A 25,255-nucleotide genomic window follows, 5' to 3' on the forward strand; every position below is an offset into this window, starting at 1 on the left:
ACCGTCCCTACCGCCGCGTAGGACCTCATTCACGCATTACGGGCACACCGTCGCGGATCGGGCCGGGTGTCCACCAGCCCCAGCGGACGACGTCCTCGGTGGTGATTTCGGCAGGTGTCGCGCCCGGATCGATGGGCGCGTACCGCTCCAGCGAGCCCCAGTCGCGGTCCCAGTCGTGATTCAGATAGGTGGGGACGGTCTCGGCGGTGAGCAGCAGCGGTATCCAGCCGAGCGGGCCGCCACCGACGTCGTCCTGCCAACCGTTGGTGGAGTCGGCCCCGACCCGGTCGGGCAGGATCCGGAACTCGGGGACCTCGGCGACACCGTAGCGGTGGTCGAAGGGACGCTGGCAGGGGAACGCCAACCCCACCGACCAGTCGAGCAGGACCGGTGCCGTGGAGCCGACGACGGTGTTCAGCGTCTCGAGGCGGGGCATCCGCGGCGGCGTGACCGCCACCCACTGGTCGGGTGCCAGGTTGCCGTCGGTCACCACCAGCCGGACGGTGTCGGCGTCGGCGGGGATCCGGTCGCTCGGCACCCGCAGGTTGCGCCACGACGGAGACGGTCCGATGTCGATGGGCGCGACGCGGGCCAGCGGCTCGACGCTCGACCCGTCGCCGGTGCGGCCGAACTCGAGCAGCACGTCCGCGCCCGGGGTGAGGACGCCGTCGGGGTCGACGTAGTGCACGCGACCGGCGACGGTGACCACCAGCAGCGGCGTGGCGTCGGTGCGCTCGGGCAGCGCATACCAACCGGACTCGAGCACGGCTTCCTGCTGCGCGCCGGTGCGGTAGCTGCCGAGCACGGGGGTGCGGGCGGGGTCCAGGCCGAACGGCAGCGCGACGGTGCTGTCGTTGATGCCGGCGGCACCGCGGCCGCCGCCGGTGCCGGCGCCCGTGGAGGTGGTGGTGCCGCCCTCCTCGGTGTCGACCGTGTTGGCGCCGCCCGTGGTGGAGATCTCCTCGTCGGCGGTGAGATCGAGGGCGACGCCGTTCGGGGTGAAGCCGTCGGCGGTGCCGGCGCCGAGGGCTCCGGCGACGTCGCCGTCGACGGGGGCCAGCGCGGTGGCATTCGGGTCGGTCTCGACGAGGACGTCGTCGGCGAGGCCGCAGCTGCCGCCGGTCAGGGCGGCGGCGTTGGACCGGGCGATCGAGTACGCCGGATACTGCGCGACCGCGCCCTTGACGAGCGAGAGCACCTCGAACAGGACCACGCCCGCGGCGACGACGGTCAGCGGTGCCGAGGCGATCGCCTTCACGCGGCCGTTGCGGTCGGGTTTCGGGGTGGCGAACGGTTCACGCAGATGGAACCAGGCGGCGACGCCGAGTGCGACCAGGGCCAGCGCCAGCAGGCCGGTGGAGAAGGCGCGTCCGGAGATCGACGGCGGCTTGTCCCACCAGGGAATCCCGTAGCTGGAGACGTACCACCAGCCGTTGGAGCCGGTGAATGCGAGCGCCAGCACGAACAGCACCCCGGCGGTGAAGAGCGCGCGGTTGCGGGCGGAGCGGATGCCGACGGCGCCGACCCCGACCGCGGCGAGCGCGGCGACGGATCCGGCCAGTCCGGCGTACACGCCGAAGTGGTGGGTCCACTTGGTCGGGGTGAGCATCATCAGCAGCAGGGACGCGAAGACGATGCCGAGGATGCGGCGCGACGGCCCGAGGGCAGTGCCGGGGATGCGGCCCTTGCGCAGGATCAGCATCACGCACACGATCAGGCACAGCAGCATGACGAACACGCCGAACCGGCGGCTGAGGGATCCGTCGGGGGAGACGGTCAGCAGCGCGTCCCAGCGCAGCCGTTCGTCGAACCACGGCACGTTGGGTCCGACCGCCGAGCGCACCCGGGTCGCCTCGAGCACCGACGCGAGGGTCTGGTCGGCGAAGACGACAACGAGGACGACGGTGCCCGCGGCGAGGATGGCGGCGATGGGCGGGATCACCCCGACGAGCCGGCGGCGGCCGACCAGCCGGACGACGACGGGTCGCGCCCCGGCGACGAGCGCGGCGACCGCGATGAGTCCCGTGGGGCCGGCGGCGAGGGAGAAGGCGGCGAGCAGCACGGCGATCGCGGCGGGCAGCATGCGGCCGGTGGCGACGGCGCGTTCGATCGAGCACCAGGTGAGCAGGGCGCCGAGCGCGATGACGGGCTCGGGTCGCAGGCCGTTGTCGTACGGCAGCCAGAAGGCGAGGAACACCAGTCCCGCGGTCCACAGCGCGATGCGGTTGCGGCGGACGGCGACGCCGAGCCGGGGGATGACCTCGCGGCTGATGACCATCCAGCATGCGATCGCGGCGAGCAGGGCGGGCAGCCGCATCCACACGCTGGCGGTGGAGACCTTCGCGAGCAGGACGAGCACGTCGTAGTACCAGCCGAACGGGGCCTCGGGGACGCCGAACCACCGGTAGTAGTTGGCCATGTAGCCGGCCTCGTCGGAGGCGCGGGCCATGGTGAGGATGTAGCCGTCGTCGGAGGTGTTGGCGCCGATGACGTGCCACAGCAGCAGCGTGCCCACGACGACCGCGTCCACTGCGGTGAACCGCCACCAGTGCGCGGGCAGGACCCGGCGGGCGCGGCGGTTGTCGACGCCGTCGAGCCGGTGCAGCGCCACGAGCGACAGCAGGGTCGCGAGGATGCACACGAGCATCGCGACGAACTTGACCAGCGTCGGGGTGGAGGTGAACCGCGAGTCGAGGGCGGCGCGGACGGACAGCCGCTCGGCGTCCGGGCCGGAGGTGAGGGTTTGCGCCGACCCCTGCAGGTCGGAGTAGACGCCCACCATCTGCGGCCGGTGATCGCCGTCGAGCGTCGCGATGTGGTGCCCGTCCTCGTGTTGCTCGAGGCCGACGATCTCGGCGGCGGTGCGGTCGGCGTTGGCGGCGACGGTGACGGCCGTGCATTTGTGTTCGTCGTCGACCGGTGCCGACACGACCACCGAGTTGCGCAGCACCACCTCCATGGTGACGGGCCCCCCGTCGGTGCCGGGGACGGTCCGGATCACGAGGGCGTTCTCGGTCGCGTCGGGGGCGTCCGGCGGCACGGTCGAGACCAGGGTGCCGCCGTCGTCGCCGAGCAGCGGGAAGGCCGAGCACGGCACGCTCGCGCGCAGTTCGAGGGGGGCGTAGGAGACGAGGGGTGCCTCGACGTTGGTCAGGTCGGTGCCCTGCGGCCAGCTGACGGTGGCGGCCTCCTGCCGGACCGGCAGGAAGGGCACCGCCAAGGCGAGCAGCACGCCGAGCAGTCCGCTGACCGTCGCGACGATCCTGGCCGTGCGCACGCGCGCCTTGGTATCGGCGTAAGCGGGCGTTTCGGGCGAAAGGACATCGACGGGCACAAGGATCGATGCTAGGCGAGGGACGGGGAGGCGGGGGTGGCCTCCTCCGGTCAGGAGGCGGCCTCGTGCTCGGCGGGATCGTCCGTCAGGTCGCCGGCCAGGTCGTCGAGGGAGAGTCCGAGTACCCGGGCGAGCGCGGTGACGGTGAAGAAGGCGGGCGTGGCGATGCGTCCGGTCTCGATCTTCCGGAGCGTCTCGACGGAGATTCCGGCCTCGCCGGCGATCGTGGCCATGCCGGCGGTGCCGCGCGCCGCGCGGAGGCGTTCGCCGAGTCGTCGCCCTCGTTCGAGTTGGGCCGGAGTAAGCGGTTCGCGCACCATTCCCGTATAGTAATACCGGTATTTCTATTGGAGGTGAGATGGTCGAGTTGAAGACGCCCGGCGAGATCGAGGCGATGCGCGCCGCCGGTGCCGTGGTCGCGGAGGCGCTGGCAACCGTGCGGGCCCACGCGGGAATCGGGGTCTCCCTGAAGGACCTCGACGACGTCGCCGCCGAGGTCCTCCGCGCCGCCGGCGCGACCTCCCCGTTCCTCGGCTACCACCCGGACTGGGCGCCGTCGCCGTTCCCCGGCGTCGTGTGCGCGAGCGTCGGCGACGCCGTCGTCCACGGCATTCCCGGGGGGTACCGGCTTCGTGACGGTGACCTGGTGAGCATCGACTGCGGGGCGGTGCTCGACGGCTGGTGCGGGGACGCCGCTGTGAGCTTCACCGTCGGGACCGCCGACCGCGAGGCCCTCGCCCTGATCGCCGCGACGGAAGAGGCCCTCGCGCGCGGCATCGCCGCGGCCGTGCCGGGAAACCGTCTCGGTGACATCGGCGCGGCGATCGGCGGATACGTCCGGTCCTGCGGCTACGGCATGCTCGCCGACCACGGCGGTCACGGCATCGGCCGCCACATGCACGAGGACCCGCACGTGCCCAACGAGGGCCGGGCGGGGCGCGGGATGCGGTTGCGGCCGGGGCTGGTACTGGCCGTCGAGCCGATGCTGCACGCCGGGGGCGGCGACGCCTACCGGCACGACCCGGACGGATGGACGCTGCGCACCGCCGACGGCAGCCGGGCCGCGCACTGCGAGCACACCGTCGCGATCACCGAGGACGGACCGGTCGTCCTCACCTCCCGCTGACGGTGTATCGCCCTCGGTCGTACCGGTCCGACCTGCGACGAAGCGACCCCGGCAGGCACTAGCATCGGCCTATGGCCCGGGCGAGGACGATCGGCGAGGCCCTGCGTGACGCGGGCATCCCCGAGGTGTTCGACGACACCACCACCCGGGCCCTCTACTCGTCCGACGCCTCGCTCTACCGGGTACCCCCGCAGGCGGTGGTGCGGCCCCGCGAGGTCGACGACGTCGCCACCGCGCTCGAGGTGTGCCGCCGGCACGGCGTTCCGCTCACCTCACGCGGCGGCGGAACCTCCGTCGCCGGCAACGCCGTCGGCCCCGGCGTCGTACTCGACTTCGCCCGCCATCTCGACCGGGTCCTGCGGATCGACCCCGAGGCGCGCACGGCGACCGTGCAGCCCGGCGTCGTCCAGTCCGAACTGCAGCGCGCCGCCGCCCCGTACGGACTGCGCTTCGGACCCGACCCGTCCACCCACAACCGCTGCACCGTCGGCGGGATGATCGGTAACAACGCCTGCGGTGCCCGCACCCTCGGCTACGGCCGCACATCCGACAACGTGCTCGGGCTCGAGGTGCTCACCGGCGCGGGCCGGCACCTGTCGCTGCCCGACGACGCTCCCGTTCTCGAATCGCTGCGCCGGCTCACGCTCGACCACCTCGCCACCATCCGCACCGAGTTCGGCCGGTTCGGCCGGCAGGCTTCCGGCTACGCCCTCGAACACCTTTTGCCCGAGAACGGGTTCGACGTCCTGCGCTTCTTCGTCGGCAGCGAGGGCACACTCGGTGTCGTCACCGAGGCGACGGTGCGGCTCGTCGCCGACCCCGCGGTGCGCGTGCTGGTGGCCCTCGGCTACCCCGACATCGCGACGGCGGGCGACGCCGCGCACACCTTGCTCGGCTTCGGTCCGACCGCGTGCGAGGGACTCGACTCGCGGATCGTCGACGTCGTGCGCGCGCGGCGCGGCGCGGCGGCCGTGCCCCCGCTGCCGCGGGGGGCGGCATGGCTGTTCGTCGAACTGTCCGGTGACGACGCCGACGAGGTCCTGACGCGGGCGCGATCCGTCGAACACGCTGCGGCGGCAGTGGATTCGCTGATCGTGACCGACCCGGACAAGGCCGCGCAGCTGTGGCGCATCCGGGAGGACGGGGCGGGACTGGCCGGGCGCAGCCCCGCCGGACTGCCCGCCCACTCCGGCTGGGAGGACGCCGCCGTCCCGCCGGAACGGATGGGGGAGTACCTGCGCGAATTCGAGTCGCTGCTGTCCCGGTACGGCGTGACCGGCTATCCGTACGGTCACTTCGCCGACGGCTGCATCCACATCCGCCTCGACGTACCGCTCGAGATGCCCGGGATTTTCCGCGAATTCCTTTTCGCTGCAGGAGAACTCGCGGCGTCGTTCGGGGGGTCGATGTCGGGCGAGCACGGCGACGGCCGGGTGCGCAGCGAACTGCTGCCCCTGATGTACTCGCCGGCCGCGCTGCGGCTGTTCGGCGCCGTCAAGGCGGTGCTCGACCCCGAGGGCCTGCTCAATCCCGGTGTGCTCGTCGACCCGGCCCCCGTGGACCGGGACCTCCGGATTCCGGCCGCGCACCGGGTCCGGGACGAGCTCGCCTTCCGGTACACGGGCGACGACGGCGACTTCCGGCAGGCCGTGCACCGCTGCACCGGCGTCGGCAAGTGCCGCGCCGACACCGCCGGCCTCGGCGGGGTGATGTGCCCGTCCTACCTGGCGACCCGGGAGGAGAAGGACTCCACCCGCGGCCGGGCCCGGGTCCTGCAGGAGATGCTCAACGGCACGCTCGTCACCGGGTCCTGGCGCTCACCGGAGGTGCACGAGGCCCTCGAGCTGTGCCTGGCGTGCAAGGGCTGTGCCTCCGACTGCCCGACCGGTGTCGACATGGCGACGTTCAAATCCGAAGTGCTGCATCAGAGTTACCGGGGTCGGCTCCGTCCCGCCTCGCACTACACGCTGGGACGGCTCCCGCGCTGGGCGGCGCTGGCCGGCCGCGCACCACGCGTCGTGAACACCCTCGCCAAGCTGCCGGGGGTGGCGTCCGCCGGGCTGACCCTCGCCGGTGTGGACCGGCGTCGCCGTGTACCCGAGTTCGCGCCCCGCACGTTCCGCCGCTGGTTCGCGGACACGGCGGGCGAGCGTCGCACGGACGGCGCGCCCGTCCTGCTGTTCGTCGACACTTTCACCGAGTACTTCACGCCGGAGGTGGCGATCGCCGCGGTGCAAGTCCTCGAGGCCGCCGGTCGCCGGGTGTGCGTGACCGAACGGCAACAGTGCTGCGGGCTGACGTGGATCACCACCGGCCAGCTGGATACGGCCCGGAAGATCCTGGGCCGCACCATCTCCGCGCTGTTCCCGACCGGAATTCCGATCGTGGGGCTCGAGCCGTCGTGCACCGCGGTCCTGCGCTCCGACGCCGTGGAGCTGCTCGGGTTCGAACCCGCACGCGCCGTCGCCGACTCGACGGTGACGCTGGCCGAACTGCTCGGCGACTGGGAACCGCCGTCGCTGTCCGGGACGTCGGTGGTGGCCCAGCCGCACTGCCACCACCACGCCGTGATGGGCTGGGGCGCCGACGCCGCGCTGCTGCGCCGGGCCGGTGCAACGGTCACCCGGCTCGGCGGATGCTGCGGTCTGGCCGGCAACTTCGGGGTGGTGCCGGCGCACTACGACGTCTCGGTCGCCGTCGCCGGGCACCAGTTGCTGCCCGCGGTCGCGGCGGCGGGCCCGGACGACGTCGTGCTCGCCGACGGCTACTCCTGCCGCACCCAGATCGCCGATCTCACCGAACGTCGCGGCGTCCACCTCGCCGAATTGCTGGCGTCCCGATTGTGAGCCGGGGCTCGGTCCCGGGACCCGGCCGGAGGAGGCGGGCTCGGGTCGCCGAACCGGAACCGCGCGGCGCGATGAGTTTTCCGGGGCCGGCCGGTCAGTCCGTAGCGAGACCGCCACCCCGACCCAGGAGCCTGCCATGATCTCGACCACCACCCGACCCGCCGAGCGCCCCACCGACCGGAAGTTCCGCATCGCCGGCCTGGTGATCACCGGCCTCGTCGTGCTGTTCCTGCTGTTCGACGCCGCGATCCACGTCCTCAACGTCGACCAGGCGCGGCAGGCGATGATCGATCTGGGCTTCGATCCGAACCTCAACTACGTCATCGGCGTCGTCCTGCTCGTGTGCCTGGCCCTGTACCTGGTCCCGGCCACCTCGATCCTGGGGGCGGTGCTGCTGACCGGGTACCTCGGCGGCGCCGTGGCCACCAACATGTTCAACGAGATGCCGCTCTTCAGCACCATCCTGTTCCCGGTCTACGTCGGTGTCTTCGTCTGGGCCGGGCTGTATCTGCGCGATCCGGTGGTGCGGTCGGTGATGCCGCTGCGCCGCGCCTAGGACGTCGACGCCACGACCGTCCGCGAACTGTGTCCGCGGACGGTCGCGGCGCTATCCCGTGCGGGTGACGACGACGAACGGACCGATCTCCGAGACCGTGAAGCGCGGGTCGTCGAACAGCGACTTCGGATACGTCACCGAGTAGCGACGGACATTGGGGTCGTTGGGGTACACGTCCTCGGCGAGCCGGAGGGTGTAACCCTCGGCGCCCTGCCGGAACACGATCGCATCGGGTCCCCGCCACGGGGACTCGTCCCACGCGGCGAGCAGCTCGTCGGTCGTCTCGACCGACGCCCAGTCCTCGATCGCGGCGGCGCGTCCCTCGAAGTCCGCCAACGGGTTCGCGTAGTGCGACGTCAGCGCCTGGAACCCGAGATAGGGGTAGTAGGCGAGGAAGGTGGTGTCGGCGGTGAGGACGACGATCTCGTCGCGCGGCCGGCCCAGCGCCGCGGTGATCGTCTCGTCCAGCTCGGCGTAGTAGGCGCCCGCGCCGGGCGGACGCTGATCCGCGCGTTCACCGTTGCCGTCGGTGTCGGTGTAGGCGACGGTGATCTCGTTCGCGAGGACCTGGGGGATGTTCTGGGTGAACGCGAGCGCTCCCAGCGCGCCGACCGCGATCAGCGACCACCGCACCCGCTGGTTCTCGCTGGTGGCCAGCACGATCCACCGGGTGAAGTCGACGAACGCGAACGTGCCGGCAGCCGCGAGCAGCACGAGCAGGATCACCTCGAGGCGGAAGGCCAACAGCGTGTTGCCCAGCGCGGTCAGCGCCATCGACGCCAGGTACCACAGGTACACGGACACCACGCCGAGCCCGAGGGCCTGCGCGCGCCGCGACGACGTGGCCCGCCCGACCAGCCACACCGTGCCGAGCAGGCACAGCAGCCCGATCAGGGAGCCGTGGAACATCGGCAGCGGCAGCCGGGCGCCGGTCTCGGGCAGGTAGTGCGTCGCCGTGCCGGATCCGGCGGTGGACCCGCCCCGCAGCACCTCGAGCACGAACGGCGCCCACACGAGCAGCGCGACGACGACGGCGATCCCCGCGATCACGCCCAGCCGTACCAGCACGGGGACCGCGGCGCGCCAGGTGCCTGCCGCGCGGCGCGCCAGCACCGCCGCGACGACGGCCATCACCGTCACCGTGAACGCCGCGATCCCGAGATAGAGGGAGTAGAACGTCGCGGCCAGTCCCAGGAAGAGCCCGGTCCCGACGACGGCTCCGCCGCCCGGTGCGTCTTTTGGGCTGCCCCAGCCGCCCGAAGGACGCACCGGGCGCGACAGCGCCCCCCACGCCATGACGAGGGCAGGTGCGATCAGCAGCGCGACGAACGCGCCGTACGGCTCCGGAGAGCCGTAGGCGAGGACGACGGCCGTGGTGGCGGTGGCGACCAGCACGGCCAGGTCGACCCGCACCAGCGCGGTCCACAACACGAGCCCGACGACCGCGGCGACGGCCAGCGACACGATCGACCACGGCTTGAACGCCTCCCAGCCGTCCAGGCCGAGCAGACTCGCGAAGCGGCCGCCCACCCAGAACCAGCCGGCGGGGTAGAACGGCGGCAGATCCGCATACGTCATGTCCCGCAGCGCCGGGGAGTCGGTGAGCCGGGTCAGGTACTCGGTGCGGAACTCCTGGTCGACCGAGATGCCGTGCAGATAGAGCTTCGTCGCGGCCAACGGCATCCCGAGGGTGACGGTGACCAGGCCGGACAGGCCCGCCCACGACAGCACCCGGGCGAACAGCGTCCACCGCCGCCGGCGCAGCAGCACGACGGAGCAGGCGAGCACGACGAGCGCCCCCACCTGCAGCACCGTCGTGACGGCCTGCGTGACGTTCGAGGAGTTGAATGCGGGCCACTGCACGCGCGCGAACGCGAACAGACCCACTGCGGCGACGATCGTCGCGACGACAACCGCAGCGGCCCCCTCGCCGGCGGTGCGGAGGGCTCGCCGGTAGGGGGCCACGTCGGAAGAGGATACGGCTGGGTCGGACACCCCCGCAGCCTAGATCGGCAGCTTCCGGAAGATCGCGCGCGGGACGTGCCGCAGCACCATCATCACGTACCGGAAGGCGCCCGGAGCCCAGACGATCTCCTTGCCCTTCGCGGACGCGGCGACGGCCAGCGCGGCGACGTCCTCCTTGTCGACCGTCAGCGGGGCTTCCTCGACGTGGGCGCTGAACTTGGTGCGCACCTGTCCGGGACGCACCACCGTCACCCGCGGACCGAACGGCGCCAAGGCCTCGCCGAGACCCAGGTAGAAGCCGTCGAGCCCGGCCTTCGCGGAGCCGTACACGAAGTTGGCGCGCTTGACCCGCTCACCGGCGACGGAGGACATCGCGATGATGCGTCCGTAGCCCTGCGCCTTCATCTTCTCGCCGAGCAGCACACCGACCGACACGGCCGCGGTGTAGTTGATCTCCGCGACCCGGATGGCCTTGGTCTGGTTCTGCCACAGCTCCTCGGCGTCGGCGTCCATGCCGAACGCGACGATCGCGACGTCGACGTCGCCGGCGGGAGCGGAGCCTGCGGAGCGACCGTTCCCGGCGAGGTCCCACGCCCGAGCGATCACTTCCGGGTGGTTTCCCGTGTCGAGGGCGTCGAAGTCGATCAGGTCGACCTTGGTGGCCCCCGCGCCCTTCATCTGCGCGACGGCGTCGTCACGCAGGGGGTCGTTCGGCAGGGCGGCGAGGATCACCCGGGCCGGCGCCTTGCGCAGGTACTCCTCGACGATGGCGAGGCCGATCTCGGACGTGCCACCGAGGAGCAGCAGGGTCTGGGGGTTGCCGACGGCGTTGATCATCAGTGCAGTTCCAACCTTCTGGACATATCGGAGGCGAACACATTGGTGGGGTCGACCGAGCGGCGGATCTTGATCCATTCGCCGATGCGCGGGTACATCGCGTGGAACGTCTCGGCGGAGGTGCGCGAGTCTTTCGCGGTGTAGAGGCGGCCGCCGAACTCGAGGACGCGGCGGTCGAGTTCGCGGACGAACTCGTTGAGTCCCGCCTTGATGGGGAAGTCGACGCAGATGTTCCAGCCGCGCATCGGGAAGCTCAGCGGCGCCTTGTTGCCCTCCCCGAACAGCTTGAACACGTTGAGGAACGAGTAGTGCCCCGAGCGCTGGATGTCGACGATGATCTTCTTGAACTCCTCGACCGCCTCGGTCGGCACCACGAACTGGTACTGCAGGAACCCGTTCGAGCCGTAGGCGCGGTTCCACTCCCCGAACATGTCGAGCGGGTGATAGAACTGCGTCAGGTTCTGGACCTTGCCCGTGTAGTTGCCGGACTTGCGGTACCACAGCTCACCCACGGCGCTGAAGGTGTACTTGTTGGCCAGGCCGTTCGGGAAGATGTCCGGGAACGTCAGCAGCGTCGGCGCGTCGAACTTCAGCGGGTTCTTCTGCAGCTTCTTCGGCAGCTGGTCGAGCTTGGCCAGCGAACCGCGCGAGATCGCGGCCCGGCCGAGCTTCGGCAGCGGCGCCACCGCGTCGAACCAGGCGCTCGAGTAGTCGTAGTTCGCCTCGGAGCCGTCGCTGTGCACGGCGATCGTCTCGTCGAGGGTGCTGGTGACCACGCCGTCGGCGATGAAGTACGCCGTCTCGGTGGGCGTCATCTCGATGGTGGCGCGCAGGATGATGCCGGTCAGGCCCATGCCGCCGACCGTCGCCCAGAACAGCTTGGAATTGCGTCCGTTGGGGGTGAGGGTGCGCACCTGGCCGTCCGCGGTGAGCAGGTCCATCGACCGGACGTGGTTGCCGAAGCTGCCCGCGCTGTGATGGTTCTTGCCGTGGATGTCCGCGCCGATGGCACCGCCCACGGTCACCTGCCGGGTGCCCGGCAGCACCGGGACCCACAGACCGAACGGCAGCGCTGCGCGCATCAACTGGTCCAGGTCGACGCCTGCGTCCACGGTGACCAGCCGCGATTCGCGGTCGATCGTGTGGATCCGGTCCAGCGCCGTCATGTCGACGACGAGCCCGCCCGCGTTCTGCGCCGGGTCACCGTACGAGCGGCCGAGACCGCGGGCGATGACACCGCGGCGCAGGTGCGACGGCTTCGACTCGTTCTGCTCCGCGACCCGGGCGACCGCCTGCGCGATCACCTCGACGTCGGGGGTGGACAGCACTTCCGCGGTGGTCGGGGCGGTGCGCCCCCAGCCGGTCAGAGTGCGGGTCTGGGTGGGGAGCGGCGCGGCGGCCGGCTCTGCAGCTGTCGTGGACATCGCCGTACAGGTTACCCGCCGGTCGCAGCGGCGAGAGTGTGCCGCCGGTGACGCCCGGAGTCCCGGCGTCGGTGACGCCCGGAGTCCCGGCGTCGGTGACGCCCGAAGTCCCGGCGTCCGGATTGCCGGATGCGTCCGGCTGCGCTCCGTCGCGCAGCGGGGACGCCCGCGCCGCTCGCATAGGCTGTCGCCCGTGTCCGAGCATCCGCAGCACCCGCATTGGCAGACGCAGCCGGAGCATCATGCCCCCCTGCCGGTGGAGATCCCCGTCACCGACAGCACCGCGGACGAGGCGCTCGATCTGAAGACGCAGATCGTGCGGTTCGTCCTCACCGGCGGGCTGTCCGCGATCGTCGACTTCGGTCTCTACGTGCTGCTGCTCGCCGTGGGGCTGCACGTCAACGTCGCGAAGTCGCTGTCGTTCGTCGCCGGCACCACCACCGCGTACCTGATCAACCGGCGCTGGACCTTCAAGGCCGAACCCAGCCGGGCCCGGTTCGTCGCGGTGGTGATCCTGTACGCGATCACCTACGCCGTCCAGGTCGGCATCAACTACGTGCTGTACGACGCACTGCCCGACGAGTGGTGGCGCGTGCCGCTGGCGTTCGTCGTCGCGCAGGGCACGGCCACCGTCATCAACTTCGTTGTGCAGCGCGCCGTGATCTTCCGCCTGCGGTGACGGTTGTGAGGATCGAAGCCCCGACCTGGACATGGATCCATACGAGCGCGTGCAGCTACCGCGGCAACACCCCGGCCTCGCGTGCCCACGCCAGCGACGGCGCCGCGCTGTCCTTGGCCGAGAGCTGGTAGCGGAGGGGCGCGCCGTCGCGGCCGGTGGTGGGCCACTTGATGCCGATGTCCGGATCGAAGGGGTCGATCTCGTGTTCGCGGCCGGGGTCGTAGGTGGTCGAGCACAGATAGACGACGGTGGAGCCGTCGGCCAGCGAGCAGAAGGCGTGGCCCAGGCCCTCGGCGAGGAAGACGGCACGACGGTCCACCTCGTCGAGCAGCACCGCGTCCCACCGGCCGAAGGTTGGCGAGCCGGTGCGCAGGTCGACGACGACGTCGAGCACCGCCCCGGACACGCACGTGACGTACTTGGCCTGGCCCGGTGGGACGTCGGCGTAGTGGATGCCGCGCAGCACCCCGGCGGCGGAGACGGAGCAGTTGGCCTGGGCCAGCTCGAGCGAACGACCGGCCGCGTCGGTGAAGGTGGCCTGCTTGAACCATTCGTAGAACACGCCGCGGTCGTCGCCGAACTGGCGGGGGGTGATCTCCCAGGCGCCGGGGATCTTCAGTTCGCGGTAGTGCACGCTCTAGAGTCCCTTCCGGTCGAGCAGGTCGAGCAGGTAGCTGCCGTAGCCGGACTTGACCAGCGGTTCGGCGAGGGCGCGCAGGTCGTCGTCGGTGATGAAGCCGCGTCGCCACGCGACCTCCTCGGGCGCGCCGATCTTCAGGCCTTGGCGTTGTTCGATGGTGCGGACGTAGTTCGCGGCGTCGAGCAGCGAGTCGAACGTGCCGGTGTCGAGCCAGGCGGTGCCGCGTGGGAGGACTTCGACCTGGAGTCGGCCGGCCTCGAGGTAGGTGCGGTTGATGTCGGTGATCTCGTATTCCCCCCGGTCCGACGGGCGTAGGCCGTGCGCGATGGCGACGACGTCGTTGTCGTAGAAGTACAGTCCCGGCACCGCGTACGGCGACTTCGGGGTGGCCGGTTTCTCCTCGAGCGACAACGCGCGGCCCTCAGAGTCGAATTCGATGACCCCGTAGGCGCTCGGATCGGAGACGCGGTAGGCGAACACCGCGCCGCCGTCCAGATCGGCGAAGCGGGTGAGCTGCGTGCCCAGGCGCGGGCCGTAGAAGATGTTGTCGCCGAGGATCAGCGCCACGGATCCTCGGCCGATGTGCTCGGCGCCGAGCACGAACGCCTGGGCGAGTCCCTTCGGTCGGGGCTGCTCGCAGTACGACAGGTTCACTCCGAAAGACGACCCGTCGCCGAGCAGCCGGTGGAACTGCGGCGCGTCCTCGGGCGTCGTGATGATCAGGATGTCGCGGATCCCGGCGAGCATGAGCGTCGAGAGCGGGTAGTAGATCATCGGCTTGTCGTAGACCGGGACCAACTGCTTGCTCACCCCCAGAGTGATCGGATGCAGCCGGGACCCGGTTCCGCCGGCCAGAATGATTCCGCGCATGTCGGGCAGTCTCCCATCCGCGGTGGGCGCGGACCAGCGCCCGGTAGGGTCGACGCATGCGGTTGCTCGTCACCGGCGGTGCCGGTTTCATCGGGGCGAACTTCGTGCACCAGACCGTCGCCGACCGTCCCGAGGTGCAGGTGACGGTGCTCGACAAGCTCACCTACGCCGGCAACCTCGCGTCGCTCGAACCGGTGGCCGGGCGGATCCGCTTCGTGAAGGGCGACGTCGCCGACGCCGCGCTCGTCGACGAACTCGTCGCCGGCGCCGATGTGGTGGTGCACTTCGCCGCCGAATCGCACAACGACAACTCCCTGACCGATCCGTCGCCGTTCGTGCACACCAACCTGGTGGGCACGTTCACCCTGCTCGAGGCGGTGCGCCGGCACTCGGTGCGATATCACCACATCTCCACGGACGAGGTTTACGGCGACCTCGCCCTCGACGATCCGTCGCGGTTCACCGAGGCCACCGCCTACAACCCGTCGAGCCCGTACTCCTCGACCAAGGCGGGCTCGGACCTGCTGGTGCGGGCTTGGGTGCGCTCGTTCGGGGTGGCGGCGACGATCTCGAACTGCTCGAACAACTACGGCCCGTACCAGCACGTGGAGAAGTTCATCCCGCGGCAGATCACCAACGTCCTCGACGGGGTGCGGCCCAAGCTGTACGGCACCGGCGCGAACGTGCGGGACTGGATCCACGTCGACGACCACAACCGGGCGGTGTGGACGATCGTCGACAAGGGGACGATCGGCGAGACGTACCTGATCGGCGCCGACGGCGAGACCGACAACCTCACCGTCGTCGAGACCATTCTCGAGCTGTGCGGCAAGGACCGCGGCGAGTTCGACTTCGTCCCGGACCGGCCGGGACACGACCTGCGGTACGCGATCGACGCGACCAAGCTGCGCGCCGAACTCGGCTGGGTTCCGCGCTACCGCGACTTCCGCGACGGCCTGGCCGCGACGATCGACTGGTACCGCACCCACGAGGCGTGGTGGCGGCCGCAGAAGGCGCTCACCGAGCGGGCTTATGTCCGTACCGAGCGAGCCGCCGACGCCTGACCGCTCAGGCCGACACCCGCGACGCCTCCCGCACCAGGGCGTTGCGCAGCACGCGGGAGCCGGATATCGCCGCGATCGCGCCGGCGGCCACCTCGCACAGCGTGAACAACAGCCGCGACACCAGCGCAAGACCGAGTGCCGTCCCCGCACCCACGACGGGGGAGAGCGTTGCGACGATCACTGCCTCGCGCACTCCGATTCCCGACGGTGCCACCACGACCAGCACGCCGGCACCCATGCCCAACGCGATCGCGCCGATGCAGCGGACCAGTCCGCCGGTCTCGAACCCCGGCGTCCCCCACATCACCAGCCACAGGTGCACGCCGTAGGCCACCCAGCTCGCCGAGCACCACGCGAGCGCGAGTGCGATCCGGCTGGGAACGAGGGCCCGGGGCAACGACGGTCGCCGCAGCAGCCGCAGCACCAGATTCACGAGCCGGGTCAACACCGGCGGATATGCACAGATCAGCGAGATGGGGACCAGCGCCAGAAGCACCACGGATACGGTCACGCCGATCTCGCGGAGACCGGGGAGGGCGAGCAACCCCACTGCCAGCGCCGACGTGGTGCTCAACCCCACGGTGACGAGGACTGTGACGAACCCGGTTGCCCGCGACACCCCTGCTCGGCGTACCAGTTCGGTTTGCAGCACGAACGCCCACACGCTGCCGGGCAGGTATTTGCCGAGCTGTCCGACGAGATAACACCGGGCCGCATCGAACGCCGGGATGGGGGCATCGGCGGCGGCGAGCGCTTGCTGCCAGGCCCGTACGGCTGCGGCCATGCCGAGGAAGACGAAGAGCGCCGAGACCGCCAGCGCCCACCTGTTCAGGCCCGAGATCGCGTCCTGAACAGCGGCCCATTGGGACCGCACGGCGATCGCGATGGCGACGAGGATGGCGAGGGTGACCAGCACCCGGACCGCGTTGACCGCGGAGGTACGGATCCTTCCGGGACCGGACGACGACGGGTCGGCCGGGCCGGGCGGGGAATCGGTCACGGTCGGCCCTCCTCGGCAGCAGCAGCCCGGGGCCGACGATATCAAGCGTCGAACACTACAACGACGCGAGCGGTTTCCCGGCATGGGCCCGCCACCAGTCGAAGGCACCGGCGACGGCTGCCGGGAGCGGCCCGGTGTCGCTACCGGCGTAGAGGGAGGCGACTGCCGCGATGTCGGCTTCGTCGAATCCAGCCCGGCGCATTCCGACGGTGTTGGCTCCGTGCAACCGGACCGGATTGCCGAACGCCTTGGCGAACGGCGGCACGTCTTTGACGATCACGGTACCCATCCCTGCCATCACACCACTGCCCACGATGCGATGCTGGTGCACGACCGTGTGCATCCCGATGTTCGCGCCGTCGCCGACCGTGACGTGCCCGGCGAAGGTGGTTCCGGACGCGACGACGCACCGGTCGCCGATCTGGACGTCGTGCTCCACTGCGACCCGGTTCATGAGAAAGCAGCCGGCACCGATCACAGTGGTCCGCTCGCTGCCTTGGTGCACCGTGCTCAGTTCGCGGATCGTCGTATGCGCCCCGATCTCCACTCCGCGGTACGGGCTGCGCTCGTGCCAGTCGTGGGGATGCGCGGCACCCAGGATCTCGGGAGGGGCACCGAGTACGACCCCCGCGCCGACCCAGCAGCGGTCGCCGAGGGTCAGCGGGCCGGTCAGCACTGCGTGTGGGCCGATCGTGACGTCGTCGCCGATGGTGACCCCGTCGCCGACGACGGCGGTGGGGTGGATGTGACAGTTCCTGTGCCGGAACATCGTGGTCAGCTCCCTTCACGGCGGGTGACTCACCCTGGTTAGGCTCAGCATGAACACGTGCAGGGCGTGATCAAGCTACCCGAGGGGGGAAGACCCATGATCGTCATCTCCAGCGTCGTGTTCGGCGAGGACGTCGAACGGGAGGTGCTCGACACGCTGCGCTCCGGCGTCGTGGCCCAGGGCCCGAAGGTTGCGCGGCTGGAGCAGGCGATGGCCGAGCTCGCCGGGACCCGGCACGCCGTCGCGGTGAACAGCGGCACCACTGCGTTGAGTGCGGCGCTGCGCGTGCAGGACCTGGAGCCCGGCGACGAAGTGCTCACCTCGCCGTTCACGTTCGTCGCGACCGTCAACGCAATCCTCGAGGCCGGTGCGACCGTCCGCTTCGCGGACATCCGCGAGGCCGATTTCGCCCTCGATCCCGACCTGGTCGCGGACCGGATCACCGACCGCACCCGGGTGCTGATGCCCGTGCACCTGTACGGGCAGACCGCCGATATGGGCGCACTGATGTCGCTCGCCGGGCGGCACGGGCTCACCGTCGTCGAGGACGCCGCCCAGTCCCACGGCGCGACGTTCGACGGTGCTGCCGCGGGCAGCTTCGGGCTGGGCTGCTTCTCCTTCTACGCCACCAAGAACATCACGACCGCCGAGGGCGGGGCGATCACCACAGACGACGACGCCCTCGCCGATCGGCTGCGGGTGCTGCGCAACCAGGGAATGCGGCAGCGGTACGTGTACGAGACCGTCGGTCACAACTACCGGATGACCGATCTGCAGGCCAGCCTCGCCCTTCCCCAGTTCGCCACGTATCCACAGCAGGTGGCAGCGCGTCGACGCAACGCGGAGCGGCTGAGTATCGGTCTGAAGGACGTGCCGGGCCTGCTATTGCCCGCTGAGCTGCCCGGCCGGGGACACGTCTGGCACCAGTTCACCGTCCTGGTGACCGAGGAGTCACCGGTCTCCCGGGACGACCTGGCGGACCGCCTCGCGGAACGCGGAGTCGGTAGCGGCATCTACTACCCGCGGACGGCGTACGACTACGACTGCTACCGCGAGCATCCCCGCGTCCGGGTGGACGACACCCCGGTCGCGACGTCCGTCGCGCGGCGGTGCCTGAGTCTTCCGGTGCACGCGAGGTTGTCCGACGACGACGTCGAGCAGATCGTCGCCGCGGTTCGCGACGTGCTGGGGGTCCGGTGAGCCCCGCGCGGCCGAGGATCGCCCTGATCGGCTCGGGACAGATGGGCTCGCTGCACGCGCGCGTGCTCGCCCAGTCTGCTCGCTGTGAGCTGACGCTGCTCGTCGAGCCGCGCCGCGCGCAGGGTGAGGCGGTGGCCGAGCGGTTCGGCACGCGGTGGGTCGCCGACTTCGACGGCCTCCGTGACATCGACGCCGTGGTCGTCGCCGCAGCCACCCCGGTGCACTACGAGATCGCCGGACGCGTCCTCGAGCTGGGCAAGCCGCTGCTGGTGGAAAAGCCTCTCGCGGCGACCTACAAGGAGAGCGAGGATCTGGTCCGCCGGGCCGAGGCGGCCGACCTGCCGCTGATGTGCGGTCTGCTTGAGCGGTTCAATCCGGCGGTGCGCACGGCGCGCGAGTTCGTCGGGGAGATCGTGCAGGTCACCGGCGTTCGGCACTCGCCCTTCGTGCCGCGGATCCCTACCGGGGTCGCGACCGATCTGCTCATTCACGACCTGGATCTGGCGATCGGATTCGTGGGGTCCGAACCCACCGAGACCAAATGCGTGTTCGGATACTTCCACCCCAGCTCGGTGAGCAACGACGCGGAGGACACCGCGGACGCGGTGGTGCGGTTCGGATCGGGCGCGGTCGCCGCGATCTCCGCGAGCCGGGTTAGCCAGCGAAAAGTCCGCCAGTTGTCACTGCTCGAGCGGGATCGCCTGATCGAGATCGACCTCCTGCGCAAGGACGTGACAATATACCGGCACGTCGACCAGTCATTCCCGGCCGACCGGGACGGGTACCAGCAGCAGACGGTCATCGAGATCCCGATGATCCGCTACAGCGAGGAACCACTCGCCGCCCAACTGCACCACTTCCTCGACCTGCTCGGCGGCGGTCCCGGTATCGAGGCCGAGCGGGCGGCGATCCTGCCGGCACACCGCGCGGTGGACGACGCCGTCCGCTCGGCGACCGCCTAACGGGAGCGCCGTCGCCGGCGCAGCACCGCGTGGCCGGCGCCCTGGACAAGTGCGATCACCGTTCCGGCCAGCAGCGCCACGGTGCCGAGCTCGCGGCCGGGCACTTCGAATCGGAGGGTGAGCTCGCCGGGACCCGGCGGCACGCTCACCCGCAGCAGCCCCTGCTGCTCGGCGACCGACTCGACCGGTGTGCCGTTCACCCAGGCGTGGTAGCCGGGCCAGGCCAGCCGGGCGAACACGATGTCTCCGCCCTCGCCGGTGAAGCGGACGGTCTCGGAGAGGGCGTCGGCCTCACCCGAAAGCACCTGTACCCCCGCGGACACGCACCCCACTCGCCCCGGTAGCGGCATCGGCTCGTCGCGCACGATCACGGAGCGCTCCGCCTCGCGCCGGGTGACGTGCCAGCCCGGAGGAGGCGAACCCTTGCGCATCTGTTCGACGAGGGCGTGCTGAACGACAAGGGTATCGACGCGCAGGCAGTCGGCGAGCGGTACAGGGACGTGTGCGCTCATCGGCTGCCATAGTCCGTCGTACAGTCCGGCGCAGGTGGAGCCCCGGTAGTCCATGCACAGCGCTGCGTTGAAGTCGGTGAACGAGATTCCCGAATACCGGTTGATGCTCGACTGCACCGGCGTCACCACGATTTCGTTGCCGAAGAGCATCCGCCCCGAGGTGATGTCCCGTGCTGGCGTGAGATCGCGATCGGCGATCTGCAGCACGGTGCCCTCGTACTGCTCGCTACGCGCGGACAGGGCCGGCACGTCGGCGGGACTCGCGAGGGCGCCCGGGTCCGGCCGGTCGATCAGCACGGTGGTCTGCAGCGCCATCACGAGGGCGGTTCCGAAGACTGTCACGATGCCGACGCCCGTGAACCGGAGCCGGTGCCAACTCTGCACCACCAGATAGATCAGGGCGACGACGACAAACGATCCCAGCAGGTGCAGCCAGGTGCGTTCCGGCGTCGCCGAGAACGCGACGAAGAACCCGAGAGCGACGAGCGCACCGGAGAGCGCGGCACGGCGCCGGGGGCGGGTGGCGTTCAACCCGAACGAGAGCGCCACCACGAACAGCATCAGCAGCGCCAGGTAGAGATACTCGACGAGCCGCACGGGCCAGCGGAACATGCCGACGTTGGACGGTCCGAACGAGAACAGGGCGTAGATGCCGCCGATGATTAGCAGACTCGCCACCGGCCGCACGCCGCGAGCCTGCACGACGCGCCCCAGCGCGGACCAGCGCAGCCACGGCAGCAGCGGAAGAACCACCCACGACAGGTACATCGACGGCAATACCTCGACGGGGCCGCCGAATGTGGTGATCACCGGCAGGAAGCTCGGGGTGCTCATGCCCAGGAGGTCACCGATGCCTGGTTGCATGAACGTGTCGTTGAAGATCCCGGAGTCCTCGGATCGGGTGGTGACGTCGGCGGTGAGGAACAGGGGGAGGTAGACCAACACCGCTGCGGTGCCCGCGCAGGCGCCGGTCACCAGGAGCGACACGAACGACCGGATCCGGCGTCGGGCCAGGGGGATTGCGACGCCCGCGAGGACGATCACGGCGCCCAAGGCCGCATAAGGGTTACCCATCGAGACGGTGAGCGCCCCGATCAGGAAGGTGACGATCGGGTTCATCCGGTCGCGGGACTGCTGTAGCACGGCCCACCAGAACAGGGTGACCCACGCGACCGCCATCATTCCCGACGGCCATCCTCCGGCCTCGTAGAAGAGGGTGAATCCGGTGAACGGAGCGATCACCCCGGCGCCGAAGGCGAGCGGTCGCCGTGCCCCATACGCGCGGGCCAGCAGGTAGGTGGCGACGGCGAGGAGGACGAGAAATTCGGCCGCGACAAGCAGACTCGCCACCGAGAGGTCGTCGAAGAACGAGACCAGCACGTAGTTGGCGAGGTTGACCGGATTCCAGATGCCGTACGCAGCCTCGGCGGCGTAGTTGCCTCCGTACCATCCGTCCGGGTCCATCGGAGTCCAGTTCCCCGAGCGCAATTCTCGACCGAGGTGATGCCAGAGCGGAATGAACGACTCGAGGGTGTCGCCGGCGTAGTAGAACAGGCGATTCGACAGCCAGGGGATCAGCGTGAAGACGGCGGTGACGACGGCGACGAGCGTCGCGACGCACCACTCGCGGCAACGCGGACGGGAACGTCCGGTGCGCTTCGACGGGGCTGCCTCGATGACCACGAGGGTCGAGCCTACGAGACGGGGCGAACCGGACGTTAGGATGCCGGAGGGGTAAGGAAAGCAGGTGAGCGACGCGATGGCAGACGGTGTGACGGATGTGGTCGATCTGAGCGTCGTGGTGCCTGCGCACAACTCCTCGACCGTGATCGAGAACACCGTGGCGCGGCTGATGGAGCGGCTGTCCGGCCACAAGGCGGAGATCATCCTGGTGGAGAACGGCTCCACGGACGACACGTACGCCCGCTGCGCAGCGCTGGCGGACGCGTCGTACGGTGGGCCGATTCCTGTCACCGTCCTGCGCAGCGACAAGGGCATGGGCAATGCCCTGCGAGCGGGCGCGCAGGCCAGCAGGGGCCGGTCAGTGCTGCTCACCGCCGACGATCTGCCCTTCGGTTTCGACGACATCGATGGGGCCGAGCGGATCGCCGCAGAAGACGACGGCCGGATCCCGACGGTGGTGATCGGTTCGAAGGCACACCCCAGGTCGGCTGTGCAGCGCGGTGTTGTCCGGGACATCCTCACCTGGGGTTTCGGGACCCTCCGGCGTGTGGTGCTGGGGATGCGCACCGGCGACCCGCAAGGCACCGTTCTCGTCGACGGTGATCTGCTGCGCTCGGTGGCCGCGAACCTCGCCGAGCCGGGCTTCCTGTTCACCACCGAGCTCGTCTACCTGGTCGAACGGAACGGAATGCGGCCCGTCGAGGTTCCGGTGCGGCTCGCCGACGGCCACGACCGGCACGGCACTCGCATCTCCGGCGCGGATGTCGTCTCGATGGGGACCGGGCTGCTCCGGCTGCGCCGCCGGCACCGTCGTCAGCAGATCGGCCGGACCAGCTCGAGCAGCCGTCATTGATATCCTCTGATCCGGGGCAGGCTCCTGGGCGGGCCGCAAGCCCGATCGGACCAGCAGTCGAGAGCGGTAGGAAGTACATGAACGATCCAGCGTCGGTCGCACCGGTGGACGGGAGCACTGCCGCGGTACGTGCCGCTCTCGTGGAACATCGCCCCCCGGACCGTCTGGTCGTCCAGCGGGGGGTGTTTACCGGCCCCACGGGTCGCGTCGATGACGCCATGTACGCGCGGATCGTCGGTGGAAAAGCGCATCGGGAGCGATTTGCCCTGCACCTCGAGAAGGGAGCCACGGTAGATACCGACACGTACTTCGGTCGGTTCGCCGCCAGTTACTTCCAGCGCTGGACCACGGTGACGTCGGTCCGGGTCGCGTTCCGGTACGACGCCAAGGGCCGGGCCACGGTGCGGCTGCAGGCGTCGGATTCCGGCGGAAACGTGCGGACCGTGGCGGTCGCCGAGATCGAAGGCACGGGAACGGCCACGATGAGCGCGCCACTGGACAGCTTTCTCGACGGCGGCTGGCTGTGGACCGAGTTCACCGCCGTCGACAGCCGGCTGGACGTGAGCGAACTCGAATGGACCGTCGCGGCGCCGCCCACGATCCGGCCCGCCGCGATCGCGATCTGCACGTTCAACCGGGCGGACGACTGCGCGAGCACCGTCGCCGCGATCGCCGGTGATCCGGGCACGGTGGCGGGCATCGATGCGGTGTACGTCGTGGACCAAGGCGCCGACCACGTCTCCGACCGTGAGTTGTTCGTAGAGATGGCGGATCGCCTCGGCGAGAAGCTGGTCTACCTGCGGCAGCCGAACCTGGGCGGCGCCGGCGGCTTCACCCGCGGGATGTACGAGGTGGCGGCGGTCAACGAGCACGCCAACGTGATCCTGATGGACGACGACATCCTGTGCGAGCCGGAAACGGTGCTTCGGATGAACGCGTTCGCAAACGTCACCACGGAGCCCACGCTGGTCGGCGCTCAGATGCTGTACCTGATGAACCCGAAGCACCTGCACGTCAGCGCCGAGGAAGCCGATTTGGGGAAGCTGAAGGCCGGTCGGTGGGCGGCGAATTCGCTGCACGACGCCAACATGGTCAAGAAGCGTCAGGACAAGCGCGTCGACGCGGGCTACAACGCCTGGTGGTCCTGCCTAATCCCCGCCGAGGTGATCAGGCGGATCGGTCTGCCGCTGCCCGTGTTCTTCCAGTGGGACGACATCGAGTACGGAATTCGCGCGCGCGAGGCCGGGTTCGTGACCGTCACCCTACCCAACGCCGGTGTGTGGCACGCGGATTTCCACTGGAAGGACCGCGACGACTGGGCCAAGTACTTCAGCATCCGCAACTCGATGATCGCGGCAGCGTTGCACAGCGCCTTCGATACCAAGTCGCTGAGCAAGCTGCTCACCCGAGAGATCACCGAGTACCTGGTGTCCATGCAGTACGGTCTGGCGTACACCACGCTTCGCGGTATCGAGGACTTCCTTGCGGGGCCGCAGGTACTCGCCGACGGCGGTCAGGCGGTTCTGAAGTCCATCCGAGCCGAGCGCGCCCGCTTCCCGGAGACCGTCAAGCACCCGGCGTCGGACATACCGGGCGTCCGTTCCGCGGATCTGGTCGTCCGGCGGGCCGGGTTCGAGCCCGACAAGGACCGGCTCGATCTGGTCCGCGCCAAGCGCGCCGCCTACCAGTGGCTCGGCCGCACCCAGCGGGGCGTCGTGAACATACCTGCGGCTGAGGCGCATTGGTGGCATGTGTCGCTGTTCGACCATGTGGTCGTCACCGACGCCTCGCAGTCGGGCGTGCGAGTACGCCAGCGGGACAAGCAGACCGCCCGGGAGTTGACTGAGCAGATGGTGCGACTGATGCGGCGCTTGCGCGACGAGGGTGCCGACATCCAGCGGCAGTACCGGGAGGCGTTGCCCCAGTTGTCTAGCCGCGAGAACTGGGCCCGCCTCTACGGCGCGTAGATCGCCGCGCCGGTCGGCCTCGTCACCCGGGCCGCCGCGGCGGGCATGCGGTGCCGATCCTCACCCCAGCCGCACGACGACCTGCTCGTTGTCGGCCGTGTACGCCAGGTACTCGAACGCGACCCCAGTGCGCGCGACGAACTCGGTCCACGCCCGGTACTCGTGCTGCTGCCAGCCGGGATAGTTGAAGAACTCGTCGAACACCAGCACGGTGCCGGGCACCAGACGGTCCTCGAGCAGGTCGAGCACCGTCGTCGTGGACGAGTACAGGTCGGCGTCGAGGTGGACGAACGCGACGTCGCCGGGATGCGCGGCGAGGAAGCGGGGAAGCGTGTCGGCGAACAGGCCGGGCACCAGGTCGGCGCCGGGCACCTCCGGCGGGGCGTCCTGCGCGAACTCGCCGGCCGGGAATCCGCTGCGCCACGTCTCCGGCAGGCCGGTGAAGACGTCGAACCCGAACACCGGGCGGTCCGCGCCCAGCGCCTCGGCGACGATCCGCAGCGTGGTGCCCGACGCGACGCCGAACTCGAGGGCCAGGCCGGGCCGGGACACCCGGTCGAGCGCGAACCGCAGGGTGTCGTGCGGGGTGTCGAGGACGGTGGCGGTGGGCATGTTCGCGACGGCGAACGCCGCTGCGGTGTCGGTGGCGGCGTGGTCCATCGCGTAGCGCAGGTCGCGGCGCTGCCGGTGTTCGAGGTCGGCGACGCGTTCCCGCAGCAGACCCACCTCGGATCGGGTCTGCGCGAGTTCGGCCAGCACCTGCCGCAGCTCCGCGGTGGTCGCGGTCAGTTCGGCGAGAGTCCGGTCGTGGTGGTTCTCCTGCAGCTCGCGGGTGCGTCGCGCGGAGAGGTCGACGACCTCGGCGACGGCCCGCTGCAGCTTGCCCCGGGTCGTCGCCCGCCACCGCCCCAGCATCGCGCCCTCCCGTGCCGCTCGAAATCTTGCCCCGAACCTAGACAGTGGGCCCA

General features: G+C 70.2%; 20 protein-coding genes. 9 read left to right on the forward strand and 11 right to left on the reverse strand.

What is annotated here, in order from left to right; genetic code table 11:
* Window positions 1-25 precede the first annotated feature (25 nt).
* Both AC2IPW_RS01475 and AC2IPW_RS01480 read right to left on the reverse strand, forming a co-directional pair.
* Window positions 26-3,277 carry an arabinosyltransferase domain-containing protein gene (locus tag AC2IPW_RS01475; protein WP_486376119.1) on the reverse strand — a complete coding sequence of 1,084 codons (3,252 nt, stop codon included), beginning with the start codon at window positions 3,275-3,277 and terminating at the stop codon, window positions 26-28.
* Window positions 3,278-3,384: 107 nt separating this feature from the next.
* Window positions 3,385-3,654: a helix-turn-helix domain-containing protein gene (locus AC2IPW_RS01480; RefSeq protein ID WP_486376120.1), complete on the reverse strand. Its 270-nt coding sequence runs from the start codon at window positions 3,652-3,654 to the stop codon at window positions 3,385-3,387.
* 38 nt (window positions 3,655-3,692) lie between these two features.
* Between AC2IPW_RS01480 and map the strand changes: the two genes are divergently transcribed.
* The 3 genes from map to AC2IPW_RS01495 all read left to right on the forward strand — a co-directional run bounded on the left by map (window position 3,693) and on the right by AC2IPW_RS01495 (window position 7,862).
* Window positions 3,693-4,460 (forward strand): type I methionyl aminopeptidase, encoded by a 768-nt coding sequence (gene map / locus AC2IPW_RS01485; protein ID WP_486376121.1) that lies wholly within the window; start codon window positions 3,693-3,695, stop codon window positions 4,458-4,460.
* A gap of 71 nt (window positions 4,461-4,531) precedes the next feature.
* Window positions 4,532-7,306, forward strand: a complete 2,775-nt coding sequence (locus tag AC2IPW_RS01490) for an FAD-binding and (Fe-S)-binding domain-containing protein (protein WP_486376122.1) — start codon at window positions 4,532-4,534, stop codon at window positions 7,304-7,306.
* A 136-nt stretch (window positions 7,307-7,442) separates the two neighbouring features.
* Window positions 7,443-7,862, forward strand: coding sequence for a DoxX family protein (locus tag AC2IPW_RS01495; RefSeq protein WP_416062470.1), 420 nt, complete (start codon window positions 7,443-7,445; stop codon window positions 7,860-7,862).
* A 51-nt stretch (window positions 7,863-7,913) separates the two neighbouring features.
* Here the strand turns inward: AC2IPW_RS01495 and AC2IPW_RS01500 are convergent, their stop codons facing one another.
* From AC2IPW_RS01500 to dprE1, 3 genes are read right to left on the reverse strand one after another with little or no spacing between them, the layout of a single operon-like run.
* The gene (locus AC2IPW_RS01500; RefSeq protein ID WP_416062471.1) at window positions 7,914-9,827 is read right to left on the reverse strand and encodes a galactan 5-O-arabinofuranosyltransferase; all 1,914 of its coding nucleotides are present in this window, start codon (window positions 9,825-9,827) and stop codon (window positions 7,914-7,916) included.
* A 39-nt stretch (window positions 9,828-9,866) separates the two neighbouring features.
* Window positions 9,867-10,664: a decaprenylphospho-beta-D-erythro-pentofuranosid-2-ulose 2-reductase gene (gene dprE2 / locus AC2IPW_RS01505; protein WP_003937142.1), complete on the reverse strand. Its 798-nt coding sequence runs from the start codon at window positions 10,662-10,664 to the stop codon at window positions 9,867-9,869.
* A complete protein-coding gene (dprE1, locus tag AC2IPW_RS01510; RefSeq protein ID WP_054372883.1) occupies window positions 10,664-12,088 on the reverse strand; it encodes a decaprenylphosphoryl-beta-D-ribose oxidase in 1,425 nt (474 codons plus the stop codon). Before dprE1 ends, dprE2 begins: the two co-directional genes overlap by 1 nt.
* 256 nt (window positions 12,089-12,344) lie before the next feature.
* Between dprE1 and AC2IPW_RS01515 the strand changes: the two genes are divergently transcribed.
* Window positions 12,345-12,767, forward strand: coding sequence for a GtrA family protein (locus AC2IPW_RS01515; protein ID WP_052033982.1), 423 nt, complete (start codon window positions 12,345-12,347; stop codon window positions 12,765-12,767).
* A gap of 55 nt (window positions 12,768-12,822) precedes the next feature.
* Here AC2IPW_RS01515 and AC2IPW_RS01520 read toward each other — a convergent pair whose 3' ends face one another.
* Together AC2IPW_RS01520 and rfbA are read right to left on the reverse strand one after the other, a co-directional pair.
* On the reverse strand, window positions 12,823-13,401 hold the full coding sequence (locus AC2IPW_RS01520) for a dTDP-4-dehydrorhamnose 3,5-epimerase family protein (RefSeq protein ID WP_486376123.1): 579 nt from the start codon (window positions 13,399-13,401) through the stop codon (window positions 12,823-12,825).
* A 3-nt stretch (window positions 13,402-13,404) separates the two neighbouring features.
* On the reverse strand, window positions 13,405-14,277 hold the full coding sequence (rfbA, locus tag AC2IPW_RS01525) for a glucose-1-phosphate thymidylyltransferase RfbA (protein WP_486376124.1): 873 nt from the start codon (window positions 14,275-14,277) through the stop codon (window positions 13,405-13,407).
* A 56-nt stretch (window positions 14,278-14,333) separates the two neighbouring features.
* Between rfbA and rfbB the strand changes: the two genes are divergently transcribed.
* Window positions 14,334-15,341: a dTDP-glucose 4,6-dehydratase gene (rfbB, locus tag AC2IPW_RS01530; protein ID WP_486376125.1), complete on the forward strand. Its 1,008-nt coding sequence runs from the start codon at window positions 14,334-14,336 to the stop codon at window positions 15,339-15,341.
* Window positions 15,342-15,345: 4 nt separating this feature from the next.
* Here rfbB and AC2IPW_RS01535 read toward each other — a convergent pair whose 3' ends face one another.
* Together AC2IPW_RS01535 and AC2IPW_RS01540 are read right to left on the reverse strand one after the other, a co-directional pair.
* Window positions 15,346-16,341, reverse strand: a complete 996-nt coding sequence (locus AC2IPW_RS01535) for a lysylphosphatidylglycerol synthase domain-containing protein (protein WP_486376126.1) — start codon at window positions 16,339-16,341, stop codon at window positions 15,346-15,348.
* 55 nt (window positions 16,342-16,396) lie between these two features.
* On the reverse strand, window positions 16,397-17,110 hold the full coding sequence (locus AC2IPW_RS01540) for a DapH/DapD/GlmU-related protein (protein WP_486376127.1): 714 nt from the start codon (window positions 17,108-17,110) through the stop codon (window positions 16,397-16,399).
* A 96-nt stretch (window positions 17,111-17,206) separates the two neighbouring features.
* Between AC2IPW_RS01540 and AC2IPW_RS01545 the strand changes: the two genes are divergently transcribed.
* On the forward strand, window positions 17,207-18,310 hold the full coding sequence (locus tag AC2IPW_RS01545; protein ID WP_486376128.1) for a DegT/DnrJ/EryC1/StrS family aminotransferase: 1,104 nt from the start codon (window positions 17,207-17,209) through the stop codon (window positions 18,308-18,310).
* A complete protein-coding gene (locus tag AC2IPW_RS01550; protein WP_486376129.1) occupies window positions 18,307-19,272 on the forward strand; it encodes a Gfo/Idh/MocA family protein in 966 nt (321 codons plus the stop codon). The genes AC2IPW_RS01545 and AC2IPW_RS01550 overlap by 4 nt, the downstream gene beginning before the upstream one ends.
* Here the strand turns inward: AC2IPW_RS01550 and AC2IPW_RS01555 are convergent.
* Entirely contained in the window at window positions 19,269-21,467 is a 2,199-nt protein-coding gene (locus AC2IPW_RS01555; RefSeq protein ID WP_486376130.1) for a hypothetical protein, read from the reverse strand. The two genes, AC2IPW_RS01550 and AC2IPW_RS01555, sit on opposite strands and share 4 nt — an antisense overlap.
* Window positions 21,468-21,543: 76 nt before the next feature.
* On the opposite strand from AC2IPW_RS01555, the gene AC2IPW_RS01560 reads away from it, so the two are divergent.
* Together AC2IPW_RS01560 and AC2IPW_RS01565 are read left to right on the forward strand one after the other, a co-directional pair.
* Window positions 21,544-22,320 (forward strand): glycosyltransferase, encoded by a 777-nt coding sequence (locus tag AC2IPW_RS01560; protein ID WP_486377073.1) that lies wholly within the window; start codon window positions 21,544-21,546, stop codon window positions 22,318-22,320.
* Window positions 22,321-22,397: 77 nt separating this feature from the next.
* Window positions 22,398-24,287: a glycosyltransferase gene (locus AC2IPW_RS01565; protein WP_486376131.1), complete on the forward strand. Its 1,890-nt coding sequence runs from the start codon at window positions 22,398-22,400 to the stop codon at window positions 24,285-24,287.
* A 60-nt stretch (window positions 24,288-24,347) separates the two neighbouring features.
* On the opposite strand, the gene AC2IPW_RS01570 is transcribed toward AC2IPW_RS01565, so the two are convergent.
* On the reverse strand, window positions 24,348-25,202 hold the full coding sequence (locus AC2IPW_RS01570) for a TylF/MycF/NovP-related O-methyltransferase (RefSeq protein WP_486376132.1): 855 nt from the start codon (window positions 25,200-25,202) through the stop codon (window positions 24,348-24,350).
* Window positions 25,203-25,255: the final 53 nt, after the last annotated feature.

The sequence above is a fragment of the Rhodococcus sp. NS-SX18 genome (assembly GCF_057367935.1).